The organism is Pseudomonas sp. TMW22091, from assembly GCF_022496705.1.
GTDB lineage: Bacteria > Pseudomonadota > Gammaproteobacteria > Pseudomonadales > Pseudomonadaceae > Aquipseudomonas > Aquipseudomonas saxonica.
This window is the reverse complement of record NZ_SCFI01000001.1, coordinates 206,157-226,274: the sequence shown is the minus strand read 5'-3', so window position 1 is coordinate 226,274 and position 20,118 is coordinate 206,157. Positions and strand designations below refer to the sequence as shown.

Annotated in this window: 18 protein-coding genes; 9 read left to right on the top strand and 9 right to left on the bottom strand. The window is 57.1% G+C overall.

Translation table 11 applies throughout. From position 1 onward, the window contains the following. Nucleotides 1-83 precede the first annotated feature (83 nt). From EQV93_RS01035 to EQV93_RS01010, 6 genes are all read right to left on the bottom strand, one after another. Entirely contained in the window at nt 84-2,546 is a 2,463-nt protein-coding gene (locus tag EQV93_RS01035; protein WP_240890728.1) for a penicillin acylase family protein, read from the bottom strand. A gap of 244 nt (nt 2,547-2,790) precedes the next feature. After that, nucleotides 2,791-3,432, bottom strand: a complete 642-nt coding sequence (locus tag EQV93_RS01030; RefSeq protein WP_122784756.1) for a glutathione binding-like protein — start codon at nt 3,430-3,432, stop codon at nt 2,791-2,793. A gap of 173 nt (nt 3,433-3,605) precedes the next feature. After that, the gene (locus tag EQV93_RS01025; RefSeq protein WP_122784755.1) at nt 3,606-3,818 is read right to left on the bottom strand and encodes an SEC-C metal-binding domain-containing protein; all 213 of its coding nucleotides are present in this window, start codon (nt 3,816-3,818) and stop codon (nt 3,606-3,608) included. A gap of 7 nt (nt 3,819-3,825) precedes the next feature. Continuing rightward, complete coding sequence (locus EQV93_RS01020) at nt 3,826-4,311, bottom strand: LEA type 2 family protein (RefSeq protein WP_199750880.1); 486 nt, start codon at nt 4,309-4,311, stop codon at nt 3,826-3,828. 29 nt (nt 4,312-4,340) lie between these two features. Next, a complete protein-coding gene (locus EQV93_RS01015; protein WP_122784753.1) occupies nt 4,341-4,817 on the bottom strand; it encodes a YchJ family protein in 477 nt (158 codons plus the stop codon). Nucleotides 4,818-4,821: 4 nt separating this feature from the next. Continuing rightward, nucleotides 4,822-5,319, bottom strand: coding sequence for a DUF6231 family protein (locus EQV93_RS01010; protein ID WP_122784752.1), 498 nt, complete (start codon nt 5,317-5,319; stop codon nt 4,822-4,824). Between the two features lie 228 nt (nt 5,320-5,547). On the opposite strand from EQV93_RS01010, the gene EQV93_RS01005 reads away from it, so the two are divergent. Together EQV93_RS01005 and EQV93_RS01000 are read left to right on the top strand one after the other, a co-directional pair. Then, nucleotides 5,548-5,826: a DUF1145 domain-containing protein gene (locus tag EQV93_RS01005; protein WP_122784751.1), complete on the top strand. Its 279-nt coding sequence runs from the start codon at nt 5,548-5,550 to the stop codon at nt 5,824-5,826. Continuing rightward, the gene (locus EQV93_RS01000; RefSeq protein WP_122784750.1) at nt 5,819-6,577 is read left to right on the top strand and encodes a collagen-like protein; all 759 of its coding nucleotides are present in this window, start codon (nt 5,819-5,821) and stop codon (nt 6,575-6,577) included. The genes EQV93_RS01005 and EQV93_RS01000 overlap by 8 nt, the downstream gene beginning before the upstream one ends. A gap of 42 nt (nt 6,578-6,619) precedes the next feature. Here EQV93_RS01000 and EQV93_RS00995 read toward each other — a convergent pair whose 3' ends face one another. Next, entirely contained in the window at nt 6,620-7,084 is a 465-nt protein-coding gene (locus tag EQV93_RS00995) for a CopD family protein (protein WP_122784749.1), read from the bottom strand. Nucleotides 7,085-7,182: 98 nt separating this feature from the next. Here EQV93_RS00995 and dinG point away from each other — a divergent pair, with 98 nt between their 5' ends. From dinG to EQV93_RS00960, 7 genes are all read left to right on the top strand, one after another. Beyond that, nucleotides 7,183-9,327 (top strand): ATP-dependent DNA helicase DinG, encoded by a 2,145-nt coding sequence (dinG, locus tag EQV93_RS00990; protein WP_122784748.1) that lies wholly within the window; start codon nt 7,183-7,185, stop codon nt 9,325-9,327. A 98-nt stretch (nt 9,328-9,425) separates the two neighbouring features. Continuing rightward, nucleotides 9,426-11,777: a beta-galactosidase gene (locus EQV93_RS00985; protein ID WP_122784747.1), complete on the top strand. Its 2,352-nt coding sequence runs from the start codon at nt 9,426-9,428 to the stop codon at nt 11,775-11,777. 113 nt (nt 11,778-11,890) lie between these two features. Beyond that, the gene (locus EQV93_RS00980; protein WP_240890727.1) at nt 11,891-13,036 is read left to right on the top strand and encodes a serine hydrolase domain-containing protein; all 1,146 of its coding nucleotides are present in this window, start codon (nt 11,891-11,893) and stop codon (nt 13,034-13,036) included. Nucleotides 13,037-13,268: 232 nt separating this feature from the next. Then, nucleotides 13,269-14,414: a serine hydrolase domain-containing protein gene (locus EQV93_RS00975; protein WP_240890726.1), complete on the top strand. Its 1,146-nt coding sequence runs from the start codon at nt 13,269-13,271 to the stop codon at nt 14,412-14,414. 108 nt (nt 14,415-14,522) lie between these two features. Then, nucleotides 14,523-15,524 (top strand): OmpA family protein, encoded by a 1,002-nt coding sequence (locus EQV93_RS00970; RefSeq protein ID WP_122784744.1) that lies wholly within the window; start codon nt 14,523-14,525, stop codon nt 15,522-15,524. Between the two features lie 23 nt (nt 15,525-15,547). Then, entirely contained in the window at nt 15,548-16,195 is a 648-nt protein-coding gene (gene pdxH, locus EQV93_RS00965; RefSeq protein ID WP_146384073.1) for a pyridoxamine 5'-phosphate oxidase, read from the top strand. A gap of 194 nt (nt 16,196-16,389) precedes the next feature. Continuing rightward, nucleotides 16,390-16,854: a glycine zipper 2TM domain-containing protein gene (locus EQV93_RS00960; protein WP_122784742.1), complete on the top strand. Its 465-nt coding sequence runs from the start codon at nt 16,390-16,392 to the stop codon at nt 16,852-16,854. A 78-nt stretch (nt 16,855-16,932) separates the two neighbouring features. Here EQV93_RS00960 and nhaA read toward each other — a convergent pair whose 3' ends face one another. Continuing rightward, on the bottom strand, nt 16,933-18,114 hold the full coding sequence (gene nhaA / locus EQV93_RS00955; RefSeq protein WP_122784741.1) for a Na+/H+ antiporter NhaA: 1,182 nt from the start codon (nt 18,112-18,114) through the stop codon (nt 16,933-16,935). Nucleotides 18,115-18,414: 300 nt separating this feature from the next. Then, nucleotides 18,415-20,025 carry an NAD(P)/FAD-dependent oxidoreductase gene (locus EQV93_RS00950; protein ID WP_122784740.1) on the bottom strand — a complete coding sequence of 537 codons (1,611 nt, stop codon included), beginning with the start codon at nt 20,023-20,025 and terminating at the stop codon, nt 18,415-18,417. Between the last annotated feature and the right edge of the window lie 93 nt (nt 20,026-20,118).

Below are 20,118 nucleotides of genomic sequence, written 5' to 3'. Positions count from 1 at the left end.
CCAGATATAAGGGGTTACGACGGCTGCGCCGCCGATCGTAGCCCCGCATTACTCGTCAACTGTTACGGTTTATCCGGGTTGGTTCATTTACCCGGCACCAGTGTCAGGCGGGTTTTGCCGTACACCCTGTCGAAATTTTGCGGCTGCATCGGGAAACTGATGTATTGGCCCTTCAGCCACGGATCAATGCCATCCAGGTAGTGCGGGCTGGCCGGGTTGCTGGATTGGCCGGTGCTGTTTTGAGCCATCATCGGTTCAATCTGACCAAAGTCGACGATCATGCGCATCGCCGGTATGAGGGTCGTTTCGAAGGAGTTTGCTCCTACGTTGTAAGCCGCCATATTGAGCGTGGTGTGGTCGCCGCCTGCCGCTATCGGCCCGCGAACAGTCTGACCCGTGGTGTTGCGCCACAGGTAATGATGCAGCTTGCCCCACTGCCAAGCCTTGTGATCGCTGCCCATCAGGCTATCGCCCGTGTTGATTGCGCCGACAAGGCTGCGGGCCAGTATCGCGGGCTTGTCCTCTTTTTGCGGGGTGCGGGTGTCATCCCAGAACGGGCTGTCTTCGCGGCCCAGCAAGTGATCGGCCTGAGCGGAATACGATTGGCCGCCATTGGCGATAAAGGCGTTCCAGCCTGCGCTGTTTTCAGGGCCCAGTTCATCCTGAAAAATCTGTTGGGTGCTGGTTTGCAAGAACAGCTCGTACAACGCGGCATCGGCTGAGGTGGCGCTGAGTTTGCCGTCAAAGGCCATCAAGCGGGTCAGGGCTTCGTGGGCTTTGCTTTGATCTGCCGCAGGCAAGGCCGCAATGGCCTGTTTCAATGGCTGGGCCATGCCGGGTGCACTGAACATGGCTTTGAGCTTGGCTGCAAACAGGGTGGTCTGGTCGTATTGCATCGCAATCATGCTGCGAGCGTCCTGCTTGCCACTGCCAGCCAATTGCGCAAGACGTTCGCTGCGCTCCGGCGACAGCCACGAATTGGACAACTGCATGCCGTAACCAAACGCCGCCGTGCGTTGGTTGGCCGTGCCCAGCCAGCCCTGAGTCGGATCCTGATCGTAGGGGTGAAGCATCGCGTCGGCGTAACCATTCCAGTCATAGCGGCTGTCCCAGCCCGGCGACGGTAGCAGCCCGATGCCTTCCTGGCGGTTTGGATATAGCCCGGTGACTTGCCAGCCAATGTGGCTGGCATCGGCATACAGAAGATTGAGCGCGACAGCGCGGATTTCTCGGCTGGCGTCAGACGCTTTTTCACTGTTCTGGGCGCGGGACAGGTCGAAGAACGCATCCAGGGTTTTATCGCCTTTCACTTCCGGGGTTTGCAGGGCAAGACCCAGGCCGCTATTCAGTGCTGTCGGTGTGCCCAATGCACTGTTGAGCAATGGCCCGTGGCGGGTGACATAAATCGTTTCGCGGACTGGGCGCTGACCCTTGATGAAAAAGGTTTCGGTGCGTGCTTTGGCCGGTAGCCATTTGCCGTTTGCCAGGTAATAAAGCGTGTTGCCCTGGCGTTTGAGTTTTTCCAGAAACACATCCTGGTTATCGCCCATGGCCATGCTCATGCCCCAGGCAACCTTGCCGTTGAACCCGGCAAACAAGGTGGGCAGGCCGGCGATCGTGGCGCCTGCTGCCTGGTATTTAGGCGCGCGGATTTGCACGTAACTCCAGGCTGACGGTACGCCGATGGGCTGGTGAATGTCGTTGGCCAGCAAGCTTTTGCCGCTACGGCTGCGTTGGGGGCCGATGGCCCAGTCACTGGACGCCGTGACGCCGGGCAGGCTCAGTTGTGTGACCTGCTCAAGGGCTTGGTTCACACCGCTCAAACCTTGTAACTGGCGGCCAAGGTCGAGACCTTTGAGTTTGTCGGCTTCGGCTGCAGGCAAGGCTTCACCTGGATAGGTGGGGGTTAGCCAGGCCAGTTTGTCAGTGCCGACTGTTTGCGCGAGTGCGAGCGAGTTCAGCTCTTCTTGCAGGTTGGTCGACATGCCGAAGCTCAACAAACTGAAAATCAGCGCACTGTCTTCGGGCTTCCAGTACTCGGCTTTATAGCCGGCCTGAGCCAGATCGGCCGGGAGCTTGTCGCGGTAGCGGAACAGGTAGGCGTTGACTCCGCGCGCGTATACTTCGAAGAACTTTTTGAGGCGCGGGGACGCGCTTCTATAGAGTTCATCGGCATTGGCTTTCAGATTGATACTGCGCATCAGGCGGTCGGCGGGCAGTGCGTCGCTGCCATTGAGTTCCGCCAATCGGCCTTGAGCCATCAGGCGCAGGCGCACCATCTGGCTGATACGGTCGCTGGCGTGTACGTAACCCAGGGTGAACAAGGCGTCATGGAAACTGCTGCTTTCAATCAGCGGCATGCCTTGGCTGTTGCGCCGAACCGATACGTTTTGTGCCAGCCCTTTAAGTGGCTGTGTGCCAGAGGTGGGAACCAGACTCTCGCCTGCATTATTTTGGCTCTGACAACCGGCCAGACCCAGCAAGGTGCCTATTGCCGCGGCAGCGCCGAACCGGGGTAAAAAACGAAAAAGGGCTGGCGAGGCCATGGCAAAGCTCCTGCGGGGGGTAGTGTCGTCGAAAGGCGCTACGTTAGTGAGGCCGATGACACTGCGCAAGCGCTATCTTGGTGGCTGATTGATAATGCAAAAACCTGTAGCAGCTGGCGAGCAGCGCGAGACTGCGTCCGGCTGCATCGCAGTCGTAAAACCATTCACTTCAGTGTGTCAGGCGCATCACAGTGGTCAGGTTTACGATCGCTTCGCGCTGCTCATCAGCGGCTACAGATGTGGTTTAGTGCGGCGGGTTGATTTTTTCGACCAGCGCATAGGCCCGTACAGTCGCTGGGCGCTCTTGGATGCGCTCAAACCACACTTTCAGGTGCGGGAAGTCGTCAAGGTTCTGACCTTGCCAGGTGTGCGGCACAATCCACGGATAAATGGCCATGTCAGCGATGCTGTACTCGTCTCCCGCTACGAACTGGCGGCCTTCCAATTGCTTGTTCAGCACTCCGTACAGGCGCGTGGTTTCGTCGACGTAACGCTTTATCGCGTAGGGGATTTTTTCGGGGGCGAAGCGATTGAAGTGATGGTTTTGCCCGGCCATCGGGCCAAGGCCACCCATTTGCCAAAACAGCCATTGCAAGGCCATTTGCCGTCCACGCAGGTCCTTAGGCAGGAAGCGTCCGGTTTTCTCTGCGAGATAGAGCAGGATGGCGCCTGATTCAAAGAGGGAGAGAGGGCCGCCGCCATCGGCTGGCGCCTGATCGACAATTGCCGGGATGCGGTTATTCGGGGAAATCTTCAGAAAGTCCGGGGCGAACTGTTCGTTCTTGCCGATATTGATCGGATGAATCGTGTAGGGCAGACCGGCTTCTTCAAGAAATAACGAGACTTTGTGCCCATTGGGGGTGGTCCAGTAATAAAGATCGATCATGAAGAGCTCCAGAAAGGAAGGTTCACGCAGCCTTTGCAATTCACTGCGGGCTCTCTGTTTTACTCCCTATGGCGCATCGGTTGAAGGTGTTTGTGGGAATTTTCATGTTTGCAAAAACACACACGCCGCACATGCCCAAGGCAGGTGCGGCGTGTGCCGGGCGCTTTAAACGATCAGGCGCCGTGGCATTTTTTGAATTTCTTGTTGCTGCCACAAGGGCACGGGTCGTTGCGGCCAACGTCTTTCAGCTCGTTGCGCACAGGTTCTTGAGGCGCATGGCCACAGTGAGGGCCATGTACGTGACCGTTGTCGTGGTCATGGGCATGATCATGGTGATCATGATCGTGGTTGCAGTCTGGGCCATGAACGTGGGGTTGTTGGGTCATTACTGAATCACTCTGGAATAAAATCGGCGGCGATTATCTCGCCTTTACGCATCACGTGCACGTCGTTACCGAAGAACAGGCCTGTTTCAAGTGTGCCTTCGAGACGATAGGGGATGGCTTGCTCGGGTGTTTCAAGCAATTTGACCAAGGTCCGCACATGGGGCCACAGGTTGGTCCGGATCGGCACCACAAACTGGGCGTGGCTGTTGGGCTCCACGCTGAACCACTGGCTGTATTCACCTTCGCTGAGTTTTATCGGCCCCAGGTACACCGCATATCGGATACCGCGCACGGTCAACGTCGAGTCATTGGGGTTATCGACCCTGAAGTGCAACTTGAAGCGTTGTTCTAGCACCTTGGCCTTGACCAGTTCGACGCGAACCAACTGCACTTGTGGGTCTTTGTCACCGGAACCAAACCAGGAGGCACAACCCGAGAGTGTCAGAACCATCATCAACAAGAGGGTTCGAGTTATTCGAGTTCGAGAATCCATTCGCTACTCCTGATCAGGTTTTCACCCGATTACTGGTTGAAAAAACCGGCGCAACATTTTTTGAATTTGAGTCCGCTGGCACACGGGCAAGCGTCATTGCGTCCGACTTTAAGCGGCACGGTCGGGTCGATGAAATACCAACGACCAGCACATTGCACAAATGAAGAGCGTTCGCGATGGCTGTGCTCGCCGTTGGCGTCATGCCACCGTGCAGTAAAGGTCACAAACGCGTGTTCCGGTTGGCCGCCGAACACTTCGCTGTTTTCAACCTCCAGACCCAGCCACGTGCTTTGCGCGCTCCACTGGGAAATGGACTGGCGATCAAGCCCTGCTTGCTGCACGGGCAACGTCGTCCCAACAAGATAGTCAATCAGCCCCAGCACGTAGGCACTGTAGCGTGACCGCATCAACAGTTCGGCACTGGGAGGCGGATGACCGGCGTGATACTGCCCGCAGCAGGCGTCGAGCGAATTACCGCTGCCGCACGGGCAAATAGAGGTACTCATGGGGTTACCACCAATATTTGCCAAAATTCTCGGGATTGGCCCAAAACCTTGCATTGAGCCAGTCGGGGACTTGCTTGTACTCGCGCAGGTCGTAAGTGAACAGCGTCAGTACCTGTTCATCGCGCTGGAAATGTTCACTGCTTTGTAAGGCCAGGGCGAAAAAGTCAGTTTCTGCCCAGCCACATGCGTTCAGATCCGCCAGCACAGCAATACGGCTGGCGTTAAGGTTGCGAATACCGCCCAACAGTTCCAGTCCTTCGCGTTTGGGCAAATGCTCCAGACAATCGAGCACCAGCGCCAAATCAAAGCGTTGTGCTGCCAGATTTGAGGGCAAAGCACCCGGTCTTGCATGGCAGACAACGGCATCCGGGTGCGCGTTCTTGAACGCGGCCAGCGCCGGGAACTCGCTGGCGCCGACAACCAGCAGGCGTGGGGGCGCATAGCGATCAAGCAATGCCGCCAATGCTTGCTGGGGCGTGCGTGTAGAAAAACCAGACGTCATGGAAAGTCCTCAATCAGAACGACCAAGACTAGCCTGCTCAAGCCTTGCGGCCTAGTGCCTATCGCCAGGTGTGTGCAGAACGGGCGGCGTGTCTTTACTTTCGAGGCGTATGGCGGCTTCCAAGACCGGAATCAACGGTCAGTGAATAAATTTGTCCGGTTTACTGGCGTCCCCCTCCTGCGAGCCGTTAATGTACGGTCAAAGAAAAACTTATATAGGGCAAGGGGTATGAAGGTGCTTTGGGGGTTGGGGAAAATACTGATGGTGTTGTTTTGGGGGGTGGCGCTCTACAACGTCTTCAAACCGCTGATTAACCCCTTTGATTTACTGATTAATCTGGCGGGCAGCTTATTGTTGCTCACCCATTTGCTTGAAATACTTTTATTCAATCGCAGCCTGCGGGATCGTCCGCATCCTTGGCGTGACCGCCTGTACATCCTGTTATTGGGCGTTCTTCACGTACAGACTTTTCGTCCTTCGACCGAGCGAGACCCCAGCCATGCGTAAGTTATGCCTGTTGGCTGCCCTGTGCAGCCCTTTTGCCCATGCTGAAGTTGTCAGGGTTGAACCCAATACCTTCATGCGCTTGCCTGCCACTACGGGCGTGCTGCAACTGGAAAAACTCGATGTGGCTGAATACGGCACGTTGCTGATCCCGGCGGGTGTGACCCAGGTCAGCATCGACCAATTGCATCTGGGGCGAGAGGCACGCATCACCATCGTGCCGGCCGACACTGCCATTGAATTGCGCGTGGCTCAGGCTGAACTGGAAGAGGGCAGCCAGATCAACGCCCGTGGCGCTGCTGGCAATTATGAAAAACCAGCCCGCCCGGCCCGTGATCTGAATGTCCGGATTGAATCGTTGCAAGCGCCCAAGTTGATTATTGATGCGCGTGGCGGCAAGGGTGCGCCCGGTTATGCGGGGCTTGATGGTGGCAACGGCTCGGAGCCGGGTTGCACTTGGGGTTCTGCGGGCAAAGGTCATAACGGAGACAATGGCGGTGATGGGCAGGCAGGTGCTGCGGGTGCCCACGTGCGTCTCGAATTGCCCCGCGACTACCCGGATGACTGGGTCAGCGTTCGGGTTGACGGCGGGGCGGGCGGTAACCCGGGCGAAGCCGGTCGGCCTGGTGCGGGGGGTAAATCCAAAGGCTGCGTGGTTTACCGCACCGATGGCGCCAAACCGGGACGTCCAGGCTTGGCCGGTCAGCCGGGCGAAGTAGGCAGTGCGGGTGCGGTAACAATCAATCGGTTGTAGATGAAACTCCAGCTGCAAGCGGCAAGCTTGCAGCTGCATTTCTCAAAACATCGGGCGTGCGGCCGCAATGGCTACCAGCACCACTCCCACTATCAAGTTACACCCCACCAAGCGCCGAATCTTGCCCATCACCGCCGCACCGGCCGCCCACTCCTGAGCCTCAACTGCCCGGCGTAACTCCGGCACCTGCAATGACTGAACCCGAATAAACAACGCCACCATCACAATGTACAAACCCATCATCACCTGTACATAGCGTGGCGCGGTTTCAAAACCGCTAAACCGCATCTGTAACAGACCCACACCGCTTATCGGCAAAATGACCACTGCCACCCACACCCACACAAAAAAACGCTGAAACACTTCTGCCCACAGCTTCAGCCGTGCAGGCCCCTCAAGGGCCGCTACAGCAGCAGGGCGCAGGATCATCCAGGCGAAAAACATGCCGCCCACCCATAGCATGGCGGCCAATAAATGAAGGCTGTAGGCGAGGGCAAAGGCTGTCATTGGGGTACTCCGTTCGGCGCAGGATGAATTAGCGGGGTATGATAGCGGCCATTCGAACCACTGAAAATTTATCCAGCGTTTCTTGCGCCCGAAGAACCATGATTAGTACCGAACTCAAATCCCAGATCCAGGGCGCATACTCGCGTTTTCTCGAAGCCAAGAGCCTCAAACCGCGCTATGGCCAGCGTTTGATGATCGCCGAAGTGGCCAAAGTGCTGGGCGACATCGACACCGATGATGAAGGCCACCGCAGTGGTGACCCGGCCGTGGTTGCAGTAGAGGCCGGCACCGGCACGGGTAAAACCGTTGCTTATAGTCTGGCGGCCATTCCCACGGCCAAAGCAGCGGGCAAGCGTCTGGTGATCGCCACGGCGACTGTCGCGCTGCAAGAGCAAATTGTCTACAAAGACCTCCCCGACTTGATGCGTAACAGCGGGCTGAATTTCAGCTTCGCGCTGGCCAAGGGGCGCGGGCGCTATATGTGCCTGTCCAAACTCGACATGCTGCTGCAAGAAGGTCACGCACAGACCGCAACGGCGCAGTTGTTTGAAGAAGAAGGCTTCAAGATTGAAGTCGATGAAGCCAGCCAAAAGCTGTTTACCAGCATGATCGAAAAGCTCGCCGGCAATAAGTGGGATGGCGACCGTGACAGCTGGCCCCAAGCCCTGGAAGACCAGGACTGGGCGCGCCTGACCACTGATCACAGTCAGTGCACCAACCGTCATTGCCCCAACTTCGGTCAGTGCGCCTTTTACAAGGCGCGCGAAGGCATGAGCAAGGTGGATGTGATCGTCACCAACCACGACATGGTGCTGGCCGATCTGGCGCTGGGCGGCGGCGCGGTGCTGCCCGACCCACGGGACACGCTGTATGTGTTCGATGAAGGCCATCATTTGCCTGACAAGGCCATCGGACATTTCGCTCATTACACCCGCTTGCGCTCAACGGCCGACTGGTTGGAGCAAACCGCCAAAAACCTGACCAAACTGCTGGCTCAACACCCGTTGCCGGGTGATTTGGGGCGTTTGCTTGAGCAGGTGCCGGAGCTGGCGAAAGAGATCAAGGGCCAGCAACAGTTCATGTTTAGCGCCTGCGAGCAAATCGCCGACTTCAAGACCGGTGACGAGCCCGAGGGCCGTGAGCGTCCGCGCCACCGTTTCGTTGGGGGGCTCATTCCTGATCACTTGCGTGAAATGGGCATCGAACTTAAAAAAGGCTTTTCGCGCCTTACCGATCTGTTCACTCGTCTGACCGAGATTCTCAAGGACGGCATGGATGGTGAGGTCAATATTGGTATCACCAGCAATCAGGCCGAAGAGTGGTACCCGCTGTTCGGCAGTCTGTTGTCCCGTGCTCAGGGCAATTGGGAACTGTGGACGGCTTTCACCACCGAAGATCCTGAAGACAGCCCTCCCATGGCACGCTGGCTAACGCTGGCCGAGAGCGGCTCGCTGTTTGATATAGAGGTGAATGCCAGCCCGATTCTTGCCGCCGAAATGCTTCGCCGCAACCTGTGGAACGTCGCCTACGGCGCGCTGGTGACGTCGGCGACATTGACTGCGCTGGGCACATTTGACCGTTTTCGCATGCGCGCCGGGCTGCCCAAAGCCGCGGTCACGGCGGTGGTGCCAAGCCCGTTTCATCACGCAGATGCCGGAGTCTTGCGCGTACCTGACCTCAAAGCCGACCCGCGCGATGCCGTGGCACATACGGCGGCAATCATTCGTGACTTGCCCGGCCTGGTTGAGGGCTCGCGGGGCACGCTGGTGCTGTTCTCCTCGCGCAAACAAATGCAGGACGTCTTCGACGGCCTGGAGCGCGACTGGCGCAAACAAGTGTTCATTCAAGGCAACCTGTCAAAACAGGAAACCCTTAACAAGCACAAGGCGCGAGTGGACGGCGGCGATTCCAGCGTGTTGTTCGGGCTGGCCAGTTTTGCCGAAGGGGTGGATTTGCCCGGCGCGTACTGCGAACACGTGGTCATCGCCAAAATTCCGTTCTCGGTGCCTGATGACCCCGTCGAAGCCGCTTTGGCTGAGTGGATCGAAGCCCGGGGCGGTAACCCGTTCATGGAAATTTCGGTGCCTGATGCCTCGCTCAAATTGGTACAGGCGTGTGGTCGTTTACTGCGTACTGAGCAGGACCGCGGCACCATCACCTTGCTGGATCGTCGGCTGGTGACTCAGCGCTATGGCAAAGCAATCCTCAATGCCCTGCCGCCTTTTCGTCGTGAAATTTCATAAGTGCAGGCCGGCTCAATGGCCGGCTTTGCTGTCGTCTATGCTGTGACATTCGAAACCTCACAGGCCGACTTTCGGCCGTTAGGGAGAACCTGATCCATATGATTCGCCGCTCGCTCTCTGCTGTTTTTGCGCTGCTGGTCACGACGCCGCTGTTGGCAGCGCCTACCAGTCAACAAACCCTGTTCAATTTCGTTCGCCCTGCCGATGTGGTGCAGGTGGCGACCGAAGATGCGACCTTGCCGCAATACAATGCGGAGCAAACGGCCGAAGGCGAAGTGCTGCGCCGCGTGACGTTCAGTCCGGCAGACGCGCCCAACTTGCGGTTATCCCCGCAGACCGGAGTCTGGGACTGGTCGCAGTCGGGCATGATGACTCTGCGTATCCAGAATGCGATGAACTGGGCTCTGACCCTCGATATCACCGTCAAGAGTTCGGACGGCAAGACCCTCACCAGTCGTGTCGATTTGCCCCCAGGTCCTGCGCAAACACTGCTGCTGCCATTGCAGGCCAATACGCCGCATAGCCAGGGAATGCGTGCAGGCCCGCCGATGCCAATGACCCTCGACGGGCAGCGTATTCTGCTGGCCAGCAGCCAGGGCCAGATTGATCGCAGCCAAGTGGCTTCAGTGACGTTGTCGATCCCGCAACCCAAAGCCGCGCAAAGCATCTTGCTGGAGCGCTTCGGTGTTCAGGACGGCGAGGGTGTCATCCAGTCGGTCTACGGCTCAATTGTCGATGGTTACGGCCAGTCGACCCGGGCCAAGTGGCCGGAGCGTGTGGCCAATGACGAACAACTCAAAGCCGCTGCCGCCAAAGAACAGCAGCAACTCAAGGGATGGTTGGCCAACCGTACCGATGTTGATAAATACGGCGGCTGGCTGAAAGGTCCGGCGTTTGAGGCCACCGGTTTCTTCCACACTGAAAAGCGCAATGGTCGCTGGAATCTGGTGACGCCTGAGGGGCACCCGTTTTTCTCGCTGGGGCTTAATGCGGTTACCGCCAACGACAGTCAGACGTACATCGCTGGCCGCGAGTGGATGTTTACTGACCTGCCCAAAGGCGATGCACCGCTGGCGGGTTATTACGGTTCTTCGAACAACAACAACGGCAACGGTGCCTCGCAGGGCCGTGGGTTCAACGCCGGTCGCTGGTACAACTTCTATGGGGCCAACCTGCAACGTATTTACGGTGAGCCCTGCGTAGCCGGCAAAACACAGCCCGGCGCAGAACCTGTTATTCCGTGTGCGCCTGAAGCGTTTGATGCCAAGCGCTGGCAAACCCATACCCTGGATCGCTTGCAGGCCTGGGGCTTTAACACCATCGGTAACTGGAGTGACCCGGCACTGGGCCTCAACGACCGCGTGCCTTATACCTTGCCGCTGTCGATTGTTGGCGATTATGCCAGCATCAGTACCGGCACCGACTGGTGGGGTGGCATGCCTGACCCGTTCGACCCGCGTTTTGCCATGGCCACAGAGCGTGCGGTGGCCATTGCTGCCCGCGATCACCGTGATGACCCGTGGCTGATTGGCTACTTTGCCGATAACGAACTGGCGTGGGCTGGCCCCGGAGCTGATCCAAAGTCGCGTTATGCCCTCGCTTTCGGCACCTTGCGCTTGACCACTGATGTGCCTGCCAAGCGAGCGTTCCTCAAGCAGTTGCGTGACAAGTATCGTAACCAGCAAGGCCTGTCAAAAGCCTGGGGCGTTGATATCCCTGCCTGGGAATTGATGGAAGACCCGGGTTTCGAGGCCCCCATGCCCAATCCCGAACATCCGGAAATCGAGGCGGACTATCAGTATTTCCAAAAGGTCTTCGCCGATACGTATTTCAAAACCATCTCGGACTCTCTGAAATGGCATGCGCCCAATCATTTGCTGCTCGGCGGGAGGTTTTCGGTCAGTACTCCGGAAGCAGTGGCTTCGTGCGCTCAGTACTGCGATGTGTTGAGTTTCAACTTTTATACCCTGCAACCTCAGGACGGCTATGACTTCGCCAAACTGCGCGAATTGAACAAGCCGGTAATGATTACCGAGTTCAACTTCGGCTCGCGTGACCGTGGCCCGTTCTGGGGGGGTGTAACAGAGGTCGCCAACGAAGAGGCCCGTGGGCCTGCGTACGCGAAATTCATCAAACAGGCCGTGGCCGACCCTTCGATTGTCGGTGTGCACTGGTTCCAGTATTTGGACCAGCCTGTGACAGGCCGCCTGCTTGATGGCGAGAACGGTCACTTTGGCATGATCGGCATCACTGACCTGCCCTTTACCGGCTTTGTTGAAAGTGTTCGCAAAACCAACCTTCAAGCCCTCGACCAATTGGGCGATGAAGCCGCCAAGGCGCAAGTGGATGCCGAACACGCAGTCAAAGCCGCTCGCCAAACGCCGCAGGAAGGTAATGGCGAACGCTCTGGCACAGGGCATGCGGGCGGTCACTCGGGTAAAGGCCACTGATCATCTGAACCGGATGAGTGGCGATGCATTTCGTCGCTCATCAAGGGTTAGCTTCTTTATTAATTCCATTTAAAAACTAAGGTCATCCGTTCCAACTGAATGGAGTCTTCGAGATGGAAGCTAAAGGAAGATGTGCAAGTGGGTTCGAAGCCGTTCAGCAGGCGTTTGAGTCAATCTTCGACGACCCGCAGGAGCGTGGGGCAGGACTGTGTGTGCAGGTCGGCGGCGAAACAGTGGTCGATTTGTGGGCGGGTGTGGCGGATCTGGAGGGTCAAAAACCTTGGGGTCGCGACACACTGGTTAATACGTATTGCGCCATAAAACCGTTTACGGCAGTGGCTGCCTTGATGCTGGTGGAAGAGGGCAAGCTGGAGCTGGACGCCCCAATTGCCCGCTACTGGCCAGAGTTCGCTCAAGGCGGCAAAGAGCGCATCACCTTGCGGCAGGTGATGTCACACACCTCGGGCATTCCCGCCCTGCGGCTGCCGAATCGCACGCCCATCATGTTTGAGTGGGATGACATGGTGGAAATAATGGCGGCCGAACCTGTGTGGTGGCAGCCAGGGACTGATCTGGGCTATGGCGCCCTGACCTATGGCTGGATTATCGGTGAGCTGATTCGGCGGGTGGATGGGCGGGACCCTTGTACGTTTATCGCAGAAAACATCTCACAGCCTTATGAGCTGGAAGTGCACATGGGGGTGGCTGACGAGCATTTTCATCGTATTGCACATTTCGATCGCGCCGAAGGACGAGTCGGTGATCAATATGCACTTGATCTGCGCGAGGTCATTGTCAATGAACCCGAGCACGTGGCCACGCTTGCCTTTACCAATCCGGGGATTGGTCCAAAAGTCACTCACGATCCTCAATGGTGGCGTTATCGCCAGCCTGGCGTGAATGGGCACGGTACGGCCCATGGCCTGGCGGGTTTCTACAGTGCGCTGTTGGCCGGTCAATTGATCGGATCGGAGTTACTGAGTGAATTCACCCGCGAACACAGCAACAGCATGGACCGCACGCTCTTGAGACCTATGCGCTATGGCCTGGGCTGCATGAAGGAGCAGCCAGCCGACCCCGCAGCGTCTAACTGCATGGGCCCCAATACGTTTGGCCATGTAGGGCTGGGTGGCCCTGTCAGCTTCGCTGATCCGGAACGCGACGTGACCTTCGGGTTTGTCACTACGACGATGGGCAGCCACGTCTTGATGGACCCACGGGCCAGAGAGCTGGCAACCCGGGTTTACGCCGCACTCTGAGCTTCACTTTTCAGAACCCTCTTTCGTTTGGAGAGGGTTCTGAAGAACCGCGATTGATCCCGCATAACCCTCGCCATTTTCACAAAAAATCCACTCCGCCGCTGATACGGTCGTGGAAGTCTGCCTAACGCACAAAATTTGTGCGGTTGAGACCTTTGCTCTGTTTCAAAATTTGACCGGGGCTGGAACAATGCACGCCATTGACAGCCATGCTTGATCCAGGAGGTAGGTGGTGCAGATTCAAGGTTTTCACGACCTTCAGTTTGAAACAGTTCGCGAGGCATTTGCTGATCTGTTTAATGATCCGCAAGAGCGCGGTGCTGCCTTGTGTGTCCAGATAGCCGGTGAAACAGTGCTGGACGTGTGGGCGGGGACTGCCGACAAAGACGGTCATCAACCCTGGCACACCGACACCATTGCCAATCTGTTTTCGTGCACCAAACCTTTTACGGCAGTCACGGCGCTGCAATTGGTCGAAGAAGGCAAACTGGAGCTGGATGTACCCGTTGCCCGTTACTGGCCCGAATTTGCGGCATCCGGTAAGCAGGCCATCACGCTGCGCCAGTTGCTGAGCCATCGGGCCGGTTTGCCGGCGATACGCCAAATGCTGCCACGCGAAGCTTTGTATGACTGGCAGACCATGGTAGATGCGCTAGCCGCCGAAGAACCCTGGTGGACGCCGGGTGAGGGCCACGGTTATGCCGCGATTACCTATGGCTGGTTGCTGGGCGAGTTGATTCGGCGCGCGGACGGTCGCAGTGCTGGCCAGTCGATCGTTGCCCGCACGGCCAAGCCGTTGGGGCTGGATTTCCATGTGGGGCTGGCAGACGACGAGTTTTACCGGGTCGCCCATGTTGCCCGCAGCAAGGGCAATGAGGGGGATGAGGTGTCGAAACGTATGTTGATGACGATGATGCGCGAGCCAAATTCCATGACTACGCGAGCATTTGCCAATCCACCTTCTATCATGACCAGCACCAATACGCCGGAGTGGCGCCGTATGGAGCAACCCGCGGCTAATGGTCATGGCAATGCCCGCAGCTTGGCCGGCTTTTATAGCGGTTTGCTTGATGGCCGTTTGCTTGAAGCCGAAATGCTGGAGCAACTGACCCGCGAACACAGCATTGGCGAGGATAAAACCTTGCTGACCCAGACACGATTCGGGCTGGGTTGCATGCTGGATCAACCGAATGTACCGAACGCTACGTTCGGGCTGGGGCCAAAGGCGTTTGGTCACCCCGGCGCAGGGGGGTCGATAGGATTTGCTGATCCGGAGCGAGAAGTGACATTCGGATTTGTAACTAACACCTTGGGACCTTATGTATTAATGGACCCGAGGGCGCAAAAGCTGGTCAAGGTATTGGCCGCGTGTCTGTAACGGTGTATTTGTAGTCCGTAGGTCGGATCGCTGTAGCTTTTATCCGTTTAATACGTTTTTTTAGTGGGCATATAGCCTTTTTTCATCAATTCATTGTGTGGATATTCAATGTCATCTAATAAGACCCTCGCCTTGGCACTTTGCCTGGCTATTACTGGTTGCGCACAAACTCCACAGAATAATGCCGACGGCGGCCAGAAATGGTGGCAGTTTGGCTCGTCAGAGTCGTCGACATCGACCGATAAGACAGCAGACGCCTCTGATAAAAAGGCCACACCTGCGGTGGAAAAACCTAAGGTCGCGGTCATTGCCGCACCTGCTGCTGCCACGACCTCCGCCAAAAAATGGTGGTGGCCGTTCGATAGCGACGCTAAAGAAACCCAAGCGGCGCCTATTGGCGTGATCCCGATGCCAGACCCGAAAATCACTCAGGCCTGGCTTGATGAGTACGAACCCCGTCTGCGTACTGCTATCAAAGGCACCGACCTGCAGTTGGAGCGTCGCGAAAACCTGTTAGTGGTAGTGGCCTCGGCTGACAGCTCGTTCAAGGCAACGCGCCCGGACTTGTTGATGCCGTCGATGCTTGGCCCGTTTACCCGTGTCGCCAAGGTGGTTGAAGGCGATCCTAAAACCGCCGTATTAGTGCTCGGTCATGCTGACTCAACTGGCGCCATGGCCAGCAATACCAAGCTGAGTCTGGACCGCGCCAAGTCAGTGGCGGCCATCTTTCGTATGAGTGGTTTGCAGGGTAATCGTCTGACGCTTCGTGGTATGGGTTCGGTCATGCCGCGTGCGGCGAACGACAGCAATGAAGGCCGTGCCTTGAACCGTCGCGTTGAAATCCTGATGACGCCGCAAGCCACTATGGTCGCACTGGTCAGCAAATACGCTCAGCCAGCTTTGACCGCTGAACAGTTGGCCGCCGTGCAACCAGCCGTTTCGGCTTCCGCAGCTAAAAAGGCAGCCGCTGCTCCGGCGAAAAAGGCCACCGTGGCCAAGAAAGCCGCTCCGGCTAAAAAAGCTGTTAAGCCAGCTCCCGCCAAAAAGGCAGTCGTGGCTAAAACAGCAGCGGCTAAAAAGGTAGCTACCAACGATCAAGCCAAGAACTGATTCGCTTGGCCAAGGAGCGCCTCATGACCCAAGCGCTGGCAGATATGCGCCGAGATTACACCCGAGACGGACTGGTCGAAGCGCAAGCACCCGACGAGCCTTTTGCACTGTTTCGTCAATGGTTCAGTGACGCAGTCAGCACTGAGCAAGCGCCGGTCGAAGCCAATGCCATGACACTGGCAACGGTAGATGCTCAGGGGCGCCCGCATTGTCGGGTGCTCCTGCTCAAAGGCCTGGATGAGTTGGGTTTTACCTTCTTTACCAACTACACCAGCGCGAAGGGGCAGCAATTGGCTGCTCATCCTTTTGCGGCCATGACTTTTTTCTGGCCAACCCTGGAGCGTCAGGTACGCATCGAAGGGCGGGTCGAAAAGGTTTCGTCTCAGGAGTCCGACGCCTACTACCAGGTTCGCCCTTTGGGCAGCCGGATCGGGGCGTGGGCATCACCGCAAAGTCAGGTCATTGCTGATCGCGAGGAGCTAAACGAGCTGCTCAAGGCCACGCAGGCGCGCTTTAGTGATACACAGCCCCATTGCCCTGAGCACTGGGGGGGCTACCGCCTGATCCCTGAGCGCATTGAGTTCTGGCAGGGCCGTCCGAGCCGTTTGCATGATCGACTCAACTATTTGCGTCAGGGTGCTGACTGGGGCCGCGAGCGACTGGCCCCCTGAACGCTTTGAGTAATAAGGTCTGTGCACAGGAAAAAAACCTTGCAACGGGCTACCCTTGAATGTGGCTTGCAACGACGGTTGGTGTTGATTTGGCTGTACTGGCGCTGAATGAATACCCCGTTATCCGTACTGTGCGGTGACAGGCACCCGGCTGCGGAGTTTTAATGAATCCCTGTTCTTTTGGAGTTGAACCTATGCGTAAGTCCGTACTGCTAATTGCTGCATTTTCGACCATGACGGTCTTGTTGGGCGGCTGCACCTCGAACCTGACGGGCGATTCCTATTCGCGCGATGAAGCGCGTCGTGTTCAAACCGTGCGCATGGGCACTATCGTTGCCCTGCGTCCTGTACAGATCGAGGGCACCAAAACCCCAATCGGTGCGGCAACAGGTGCCGTTATCGGTGGTGTCGGCGGCAGCGCCATTGGCGGCGGCCGTGGCAGCATTGTGACCGCAGTGATCGGTGCAGTAGCGGGTGGCCTGTTGGGCTCGGCCGCTGAGTCGGGTTTGACCAAGACCCAAGGTGTTGAAATTACCGTCCGTGAAGACGACGGCAGCACCCGTGCTTATGTGCAGCAGGTAGAGCCTAACCAAGTGTTCCGTACCGGCGAGCGCGTTCGCATCATGACCGTTGACGGTACAAGCCGCGTTACCCAGTAAGCCTTAAGGGCCGTTCAATAAAAAACCCCGACCCATTTGCATGGGTCGGGGTTTTTTATTGTGCTCAGCGTTCTGGATTCAGAGTGCTGGCTGCTTGCGACTAAAGGCTGCCGTCACGGCATAGCCGATAAGTGCGGCCAGAATGGAGCCGGTCAGGATGCCCATGCGGTCCATACCGACGTAATCGCTGCTGCCCGGTACGAATGCCAGTGAGCCTACAAACAAGCTCATGGTAAAGCCGATGCCGCAGAGAATAGCGACGCCAAACACCTGGCCCCAATTCGCGCCATTAGGTAATGCGGCCATGCCGGTTTTGATCGCAATCCAGGTAAAGCCAAATACCCCCACTGTTTTACCGATCAGCAAACCGGCGGCAATACCCAGAGGTACGTGGTGGGTGAAACTGTGCAGGTTGACACCGGTCAGCGAGACGCCCGCATTGGCGAAGGCAAATAAAGGCAAAATCGCATAGGCCACCCAAGGGTGCAACGCATGCTCAATGCCCATCAGAGGGGAGGGCTCGGAGTTTTTGGTACGCAGCGGTATGCAGAATGCCAGCGTCACACCTGCCAGCGTGGCATGCACGCCGCTTTTCAGTACGCAGACCCAGAGAATCAGGCCGATGATCATGTACGGGGCTATTTTCACCACACCCATTCGGTTCATCGCGATCAAGGCCACAAGACAGGCGGCGGCCAACATCAGCGATACACCCGACAATTCGCTGGAGTAGAACACGGCGATCACAATGATTGCGCCCAGATCATCAATGATTGCCAGCGTCATCAGAAAAAGCTTCAACGACACCGGTACGCGTTTGCCGAGCAGTGCCAACACACCCAGGGCGAAGGCGATGTCGGTGGCCATCGGAATGGCCCAGCCATCGAGTGCGTCGGGGAAGTCTTTGTTGATGAACCAGTAAATCAGTGCAGGTACGACCATCCCGCCAATGGCGGCACCGCCGGGAAGCACGACTTGTGAGGGCTTGGACAGTTGGCCTTCCAGCAATTCGCGTTTGACTTCAAGGCCGATCAGCAGGAAAAACAGGGCCATCAGGCCATCGTTGATCCACAGCAATGAGGGTTTGGCAATTTGCAGGGCGCCGATCTGAACCGCTACCGGGACATCCAGAAAGGCGGTGTAGTAGTGAGAAAGCGGCGAATTGTTGATGATCAAAGCCAGAGCCGCTGCGGCAATCAACAACAAGCCGCTGGCAGCTTCCAACTGAAAAAAACGAGTGAAAGTGCTACGCAGAGGCAAGGTGGCTCTCCATCAAATAGTTATAAGGTGCGACACCCTAACCCGACTTCTTAGCAGTTAAAACAAAAACTATATTCGTTTTTATTATAAGCAGCCGGAAGATTACCTATCGACGAAGAGCCTAGCAGTTGTGTGACAAAGTGAGACGAAAAACAGCCTGTCTACACGACGCAGAAGTCCGTATCCGCTGGCGTTCGAACGAGGTAGCGTGCGATGGAGAAACTATCGTGAAGCCAGGATTTACGATAGCTTCGCAGCCGGACGCAGCCTTTGGCAGCTGCGACCGGGTGCGAAAGTGTATTAGGCTTCGATACCCAAAATATCCCGAGCCACTGCTTCGGCAATGCGGATGCCATCAACGCCAGCCGACAGAATACCGCCGGCATAGCCTGCGCCTTCACCGGCCGGGAACAACCCTTTGACGTTGAGGCTTTGCATCGACGCATCACGGGTCATGCGCAACGGTGACGAGGTACGGGTTTCAATCCCGGTCAAAATCGCGTCATGCATTGAGAAGCCTTTGATCTGCTTCTCGAAGGCTGGCAATGCTTCGCGGATGGCTTCGATGGCAAAGTCCGGCAATGCCAGGGCCAAATCCCCCAGAGACACCCCCGGCTTGTAGGACGGCTCAACGCTGCCCAATGCGGTAGAGGGTCTACCGGCGATAAAGTCGCCGACCAACTGGGCTGGCGCTTCATAATTGCTGCCGCCCAGCACATACGCGTGAGACTCCAGGCGTTCTTGCAACTCGATACCCGCCAATGGTCCACCCGGGTAATCCTCAGGTGTAATGCCGACAACGATGCCCGAGTTAGCATTGCGTTCGTTACGTGAGTATTGGCTCATGCCGTTAGTCACAACGCGGCCCGGTTCGCTGGTAGCGGCAACCACAGTGCCGCCCGGGCACATGCAGAAGCTGTAAACCGAACGACCGTTTTTGGCGTGGTGCACCAGTTTGTAGTCGGCAGCACCGAGTTTAGGGTGACCGGCGTACTTGCCCAGGCGCGCACTATCGATCAAGGATTGCGGGTGTTCGATACGGAAGCCCACCGAGAACGGCTTGGCTTCCATATACACGCCGCGCTCGTGGAGCATGCGGAAGGTGTCACGGGCGCTGTGGCCCAGAGCCATGATCACATGCCGTGAGTTCAACTGTTCGCCATCGGCCAGGACCACACCAGTCAGTTGGCCGTTATCGATCAGCACATCAGTCACACGCTGCTGGAAGCGAACTTCGCCGCCCAGCGCTTCGATTTGCTGACGCATGTTCTCAACGACGCCGGTCAGACGGAATGTACCGATATGCGGTTTGCTGACGTAAAGAATTTCGTCAGGAGCACCGGCTTTGACGAACTCGTGCAGCACTTTGCGGCCGTGGTGTTTCGGGTCTTTGATTTGGCTGTAGAGCTTGCCGTCCGAGAACGTGCCCGCGCCGCCTTCACCAAACTGTACGTTTGATTCCGGGTTGAGGACGTTTTTACGCCACAGGCCCCAAGTATCTTTGGTGCGCTGACGCACTTCGGTGCCGCGCTCAAGAATGATCGGTTTGAAGCCCATCTGTGCCAGTAGCAGGCCAGCAAAGATACCGCACGGTCCAAAGCCTACGACAATCGGGCGTTCATTCAAGTCCTGAGGGGCCTGACCGACGACTTTGTAGCTGACATCGGGTGCTGGATTGACGTTACGGTCGTCGGCAAACTTGATCAGCAGCGGCGCTTCATCACGCACACTCAAATCAATGGTGTAGATAAAGCACAGTTCGGACGATTTTTTGCGCGCATCGTAGCTGCGCTTGAACAAGGTGAAATCGAGCAGGTCATCACTGGCGATGCCCAGGCGCTGCAGGATGGCAGGGCGCAGGTCTTCTTCGGGATGGTCGATCGGCAACTTGAGTTCGGTGATTCGTAACATGACAGTGTCCAGTATCGGGGCCGGGTAAACCCCGGCAGCCTTATGCGAACCGGCGATTATAAGCTGCTTGGCCCCTTAACAGTCAGCACTATG

Bases quoted from the DNA above. Each gene is read 5' to 3' on its own strand.
- pdxH (WP_146384073.1), top strand. From the start codon at position 15,548: ATGACCCAAGCGCTGGCAGATATGCGCCGAGATTACACCCGAGACGGA.
- EQV93_RS01000 (WP_122784750.1), top strand. From the start codon at position 5,819: ATGCGTAAGTTATGCCTGTTGGCTGCCCTGTGCAGCCCTTTTGCCCAT.
- EQV93_RS00995 (WP_122784749.1), bottom strand. From the start codon at position 7,084: ATGACAGCCTTTGCCCTCGCCTACAGCCTTCATTTATTGGCCGCCATG.
- EQV93_RS01030 (WP_122784756.1), bottom strand. From the start codon at position 3,432: ATGATCGATCTTTATTACTGGACCACCCCCAATGGGCACAAAGTCTCG.
- EQV93_RS01005 (WP_122784751.1), top strand. From the start codon at position 5,548: ATGAAGGTGCTTTGGGGGTTGGGGAAAATACTGATGGTGTTGTTTTGG.
- EQV93_RS01015 (WP_122784753.1), bottom strand. From the start codon at position 4,817: ATGAGTACCTCTATTTGCCCGTGCGGCAGCGGTAATTCGCTCGACGCC.
- EQV93_RS01020 (WP_199750880.1), bottom strand. From the start codon at position 4,311: ATGGATTCTCGAACTCGAATAACTCGAACCCTCTTGTTGATGATGGTT.
- EQV93_RS00970 (WP_122784744.1), top strand. From the start codon at position 14,523: ATGTCATCTAATAAGACCCTCGCCTTGGCACTTTGCCTGGCTATTACT.
- EQV93_RS01035 (WP_240890728.1), bottom strand. From the start codon at position 2,546: ATGGCCTCGCCAGCCCTTTTTCGTTTTTTACCCCGGTTCGGCGCTGCC.
- EQV93_RS00985 (WP_122784747.1), top strand. From the start codon at position 9,426: ATGATTCGCCGCTCGCTCTCTGCTGTTTTTGCGCTGCTGGTCACGACG.
- EQV93_RS00950 (WP_122784740.1), bottom strand. From the start codon at position 20,025: ATGTTACGAATCACCGAACTCAAGTTGCCGATCGACCATCCCGAAGAA.
- dinG (WP_122784748.1), top strand. From the start codon at position 7,183: ATGATTAGTACCGAACTCAAATCCCAGATCCAGGGCGCATACTCGCGT.
- EQV93_RS00980 (WP_240890727.1), top strand. From the start codon at position 11,891: ATGGAAGCTAAAGGAAGATGTGCAAGTGGGTTCGAAGCCGTTCAGCAG.
- EQV93_RS00960 (WP_122784742.1), top strand. From the start codon at position 16,390: ATGCGTAAGTCCGTACTGCTAATTGCTGCATTTTCGACCATGACGGTC.
- EQV93_RS01010 (WP_122784752.1), bottom strand. From the start codon at position 5,319: ATGACGTCTGGTTTTTCTACACGCACGCCCCAGCAAGCATTGGCGGCA.
- EQV93_RS01025 (WP_122784755.1), bottom strand. From the start codon at position 3,818: ATGACCCAACAACCCCACGTTCATGGCCCAGACTGCAACCACGATCAT.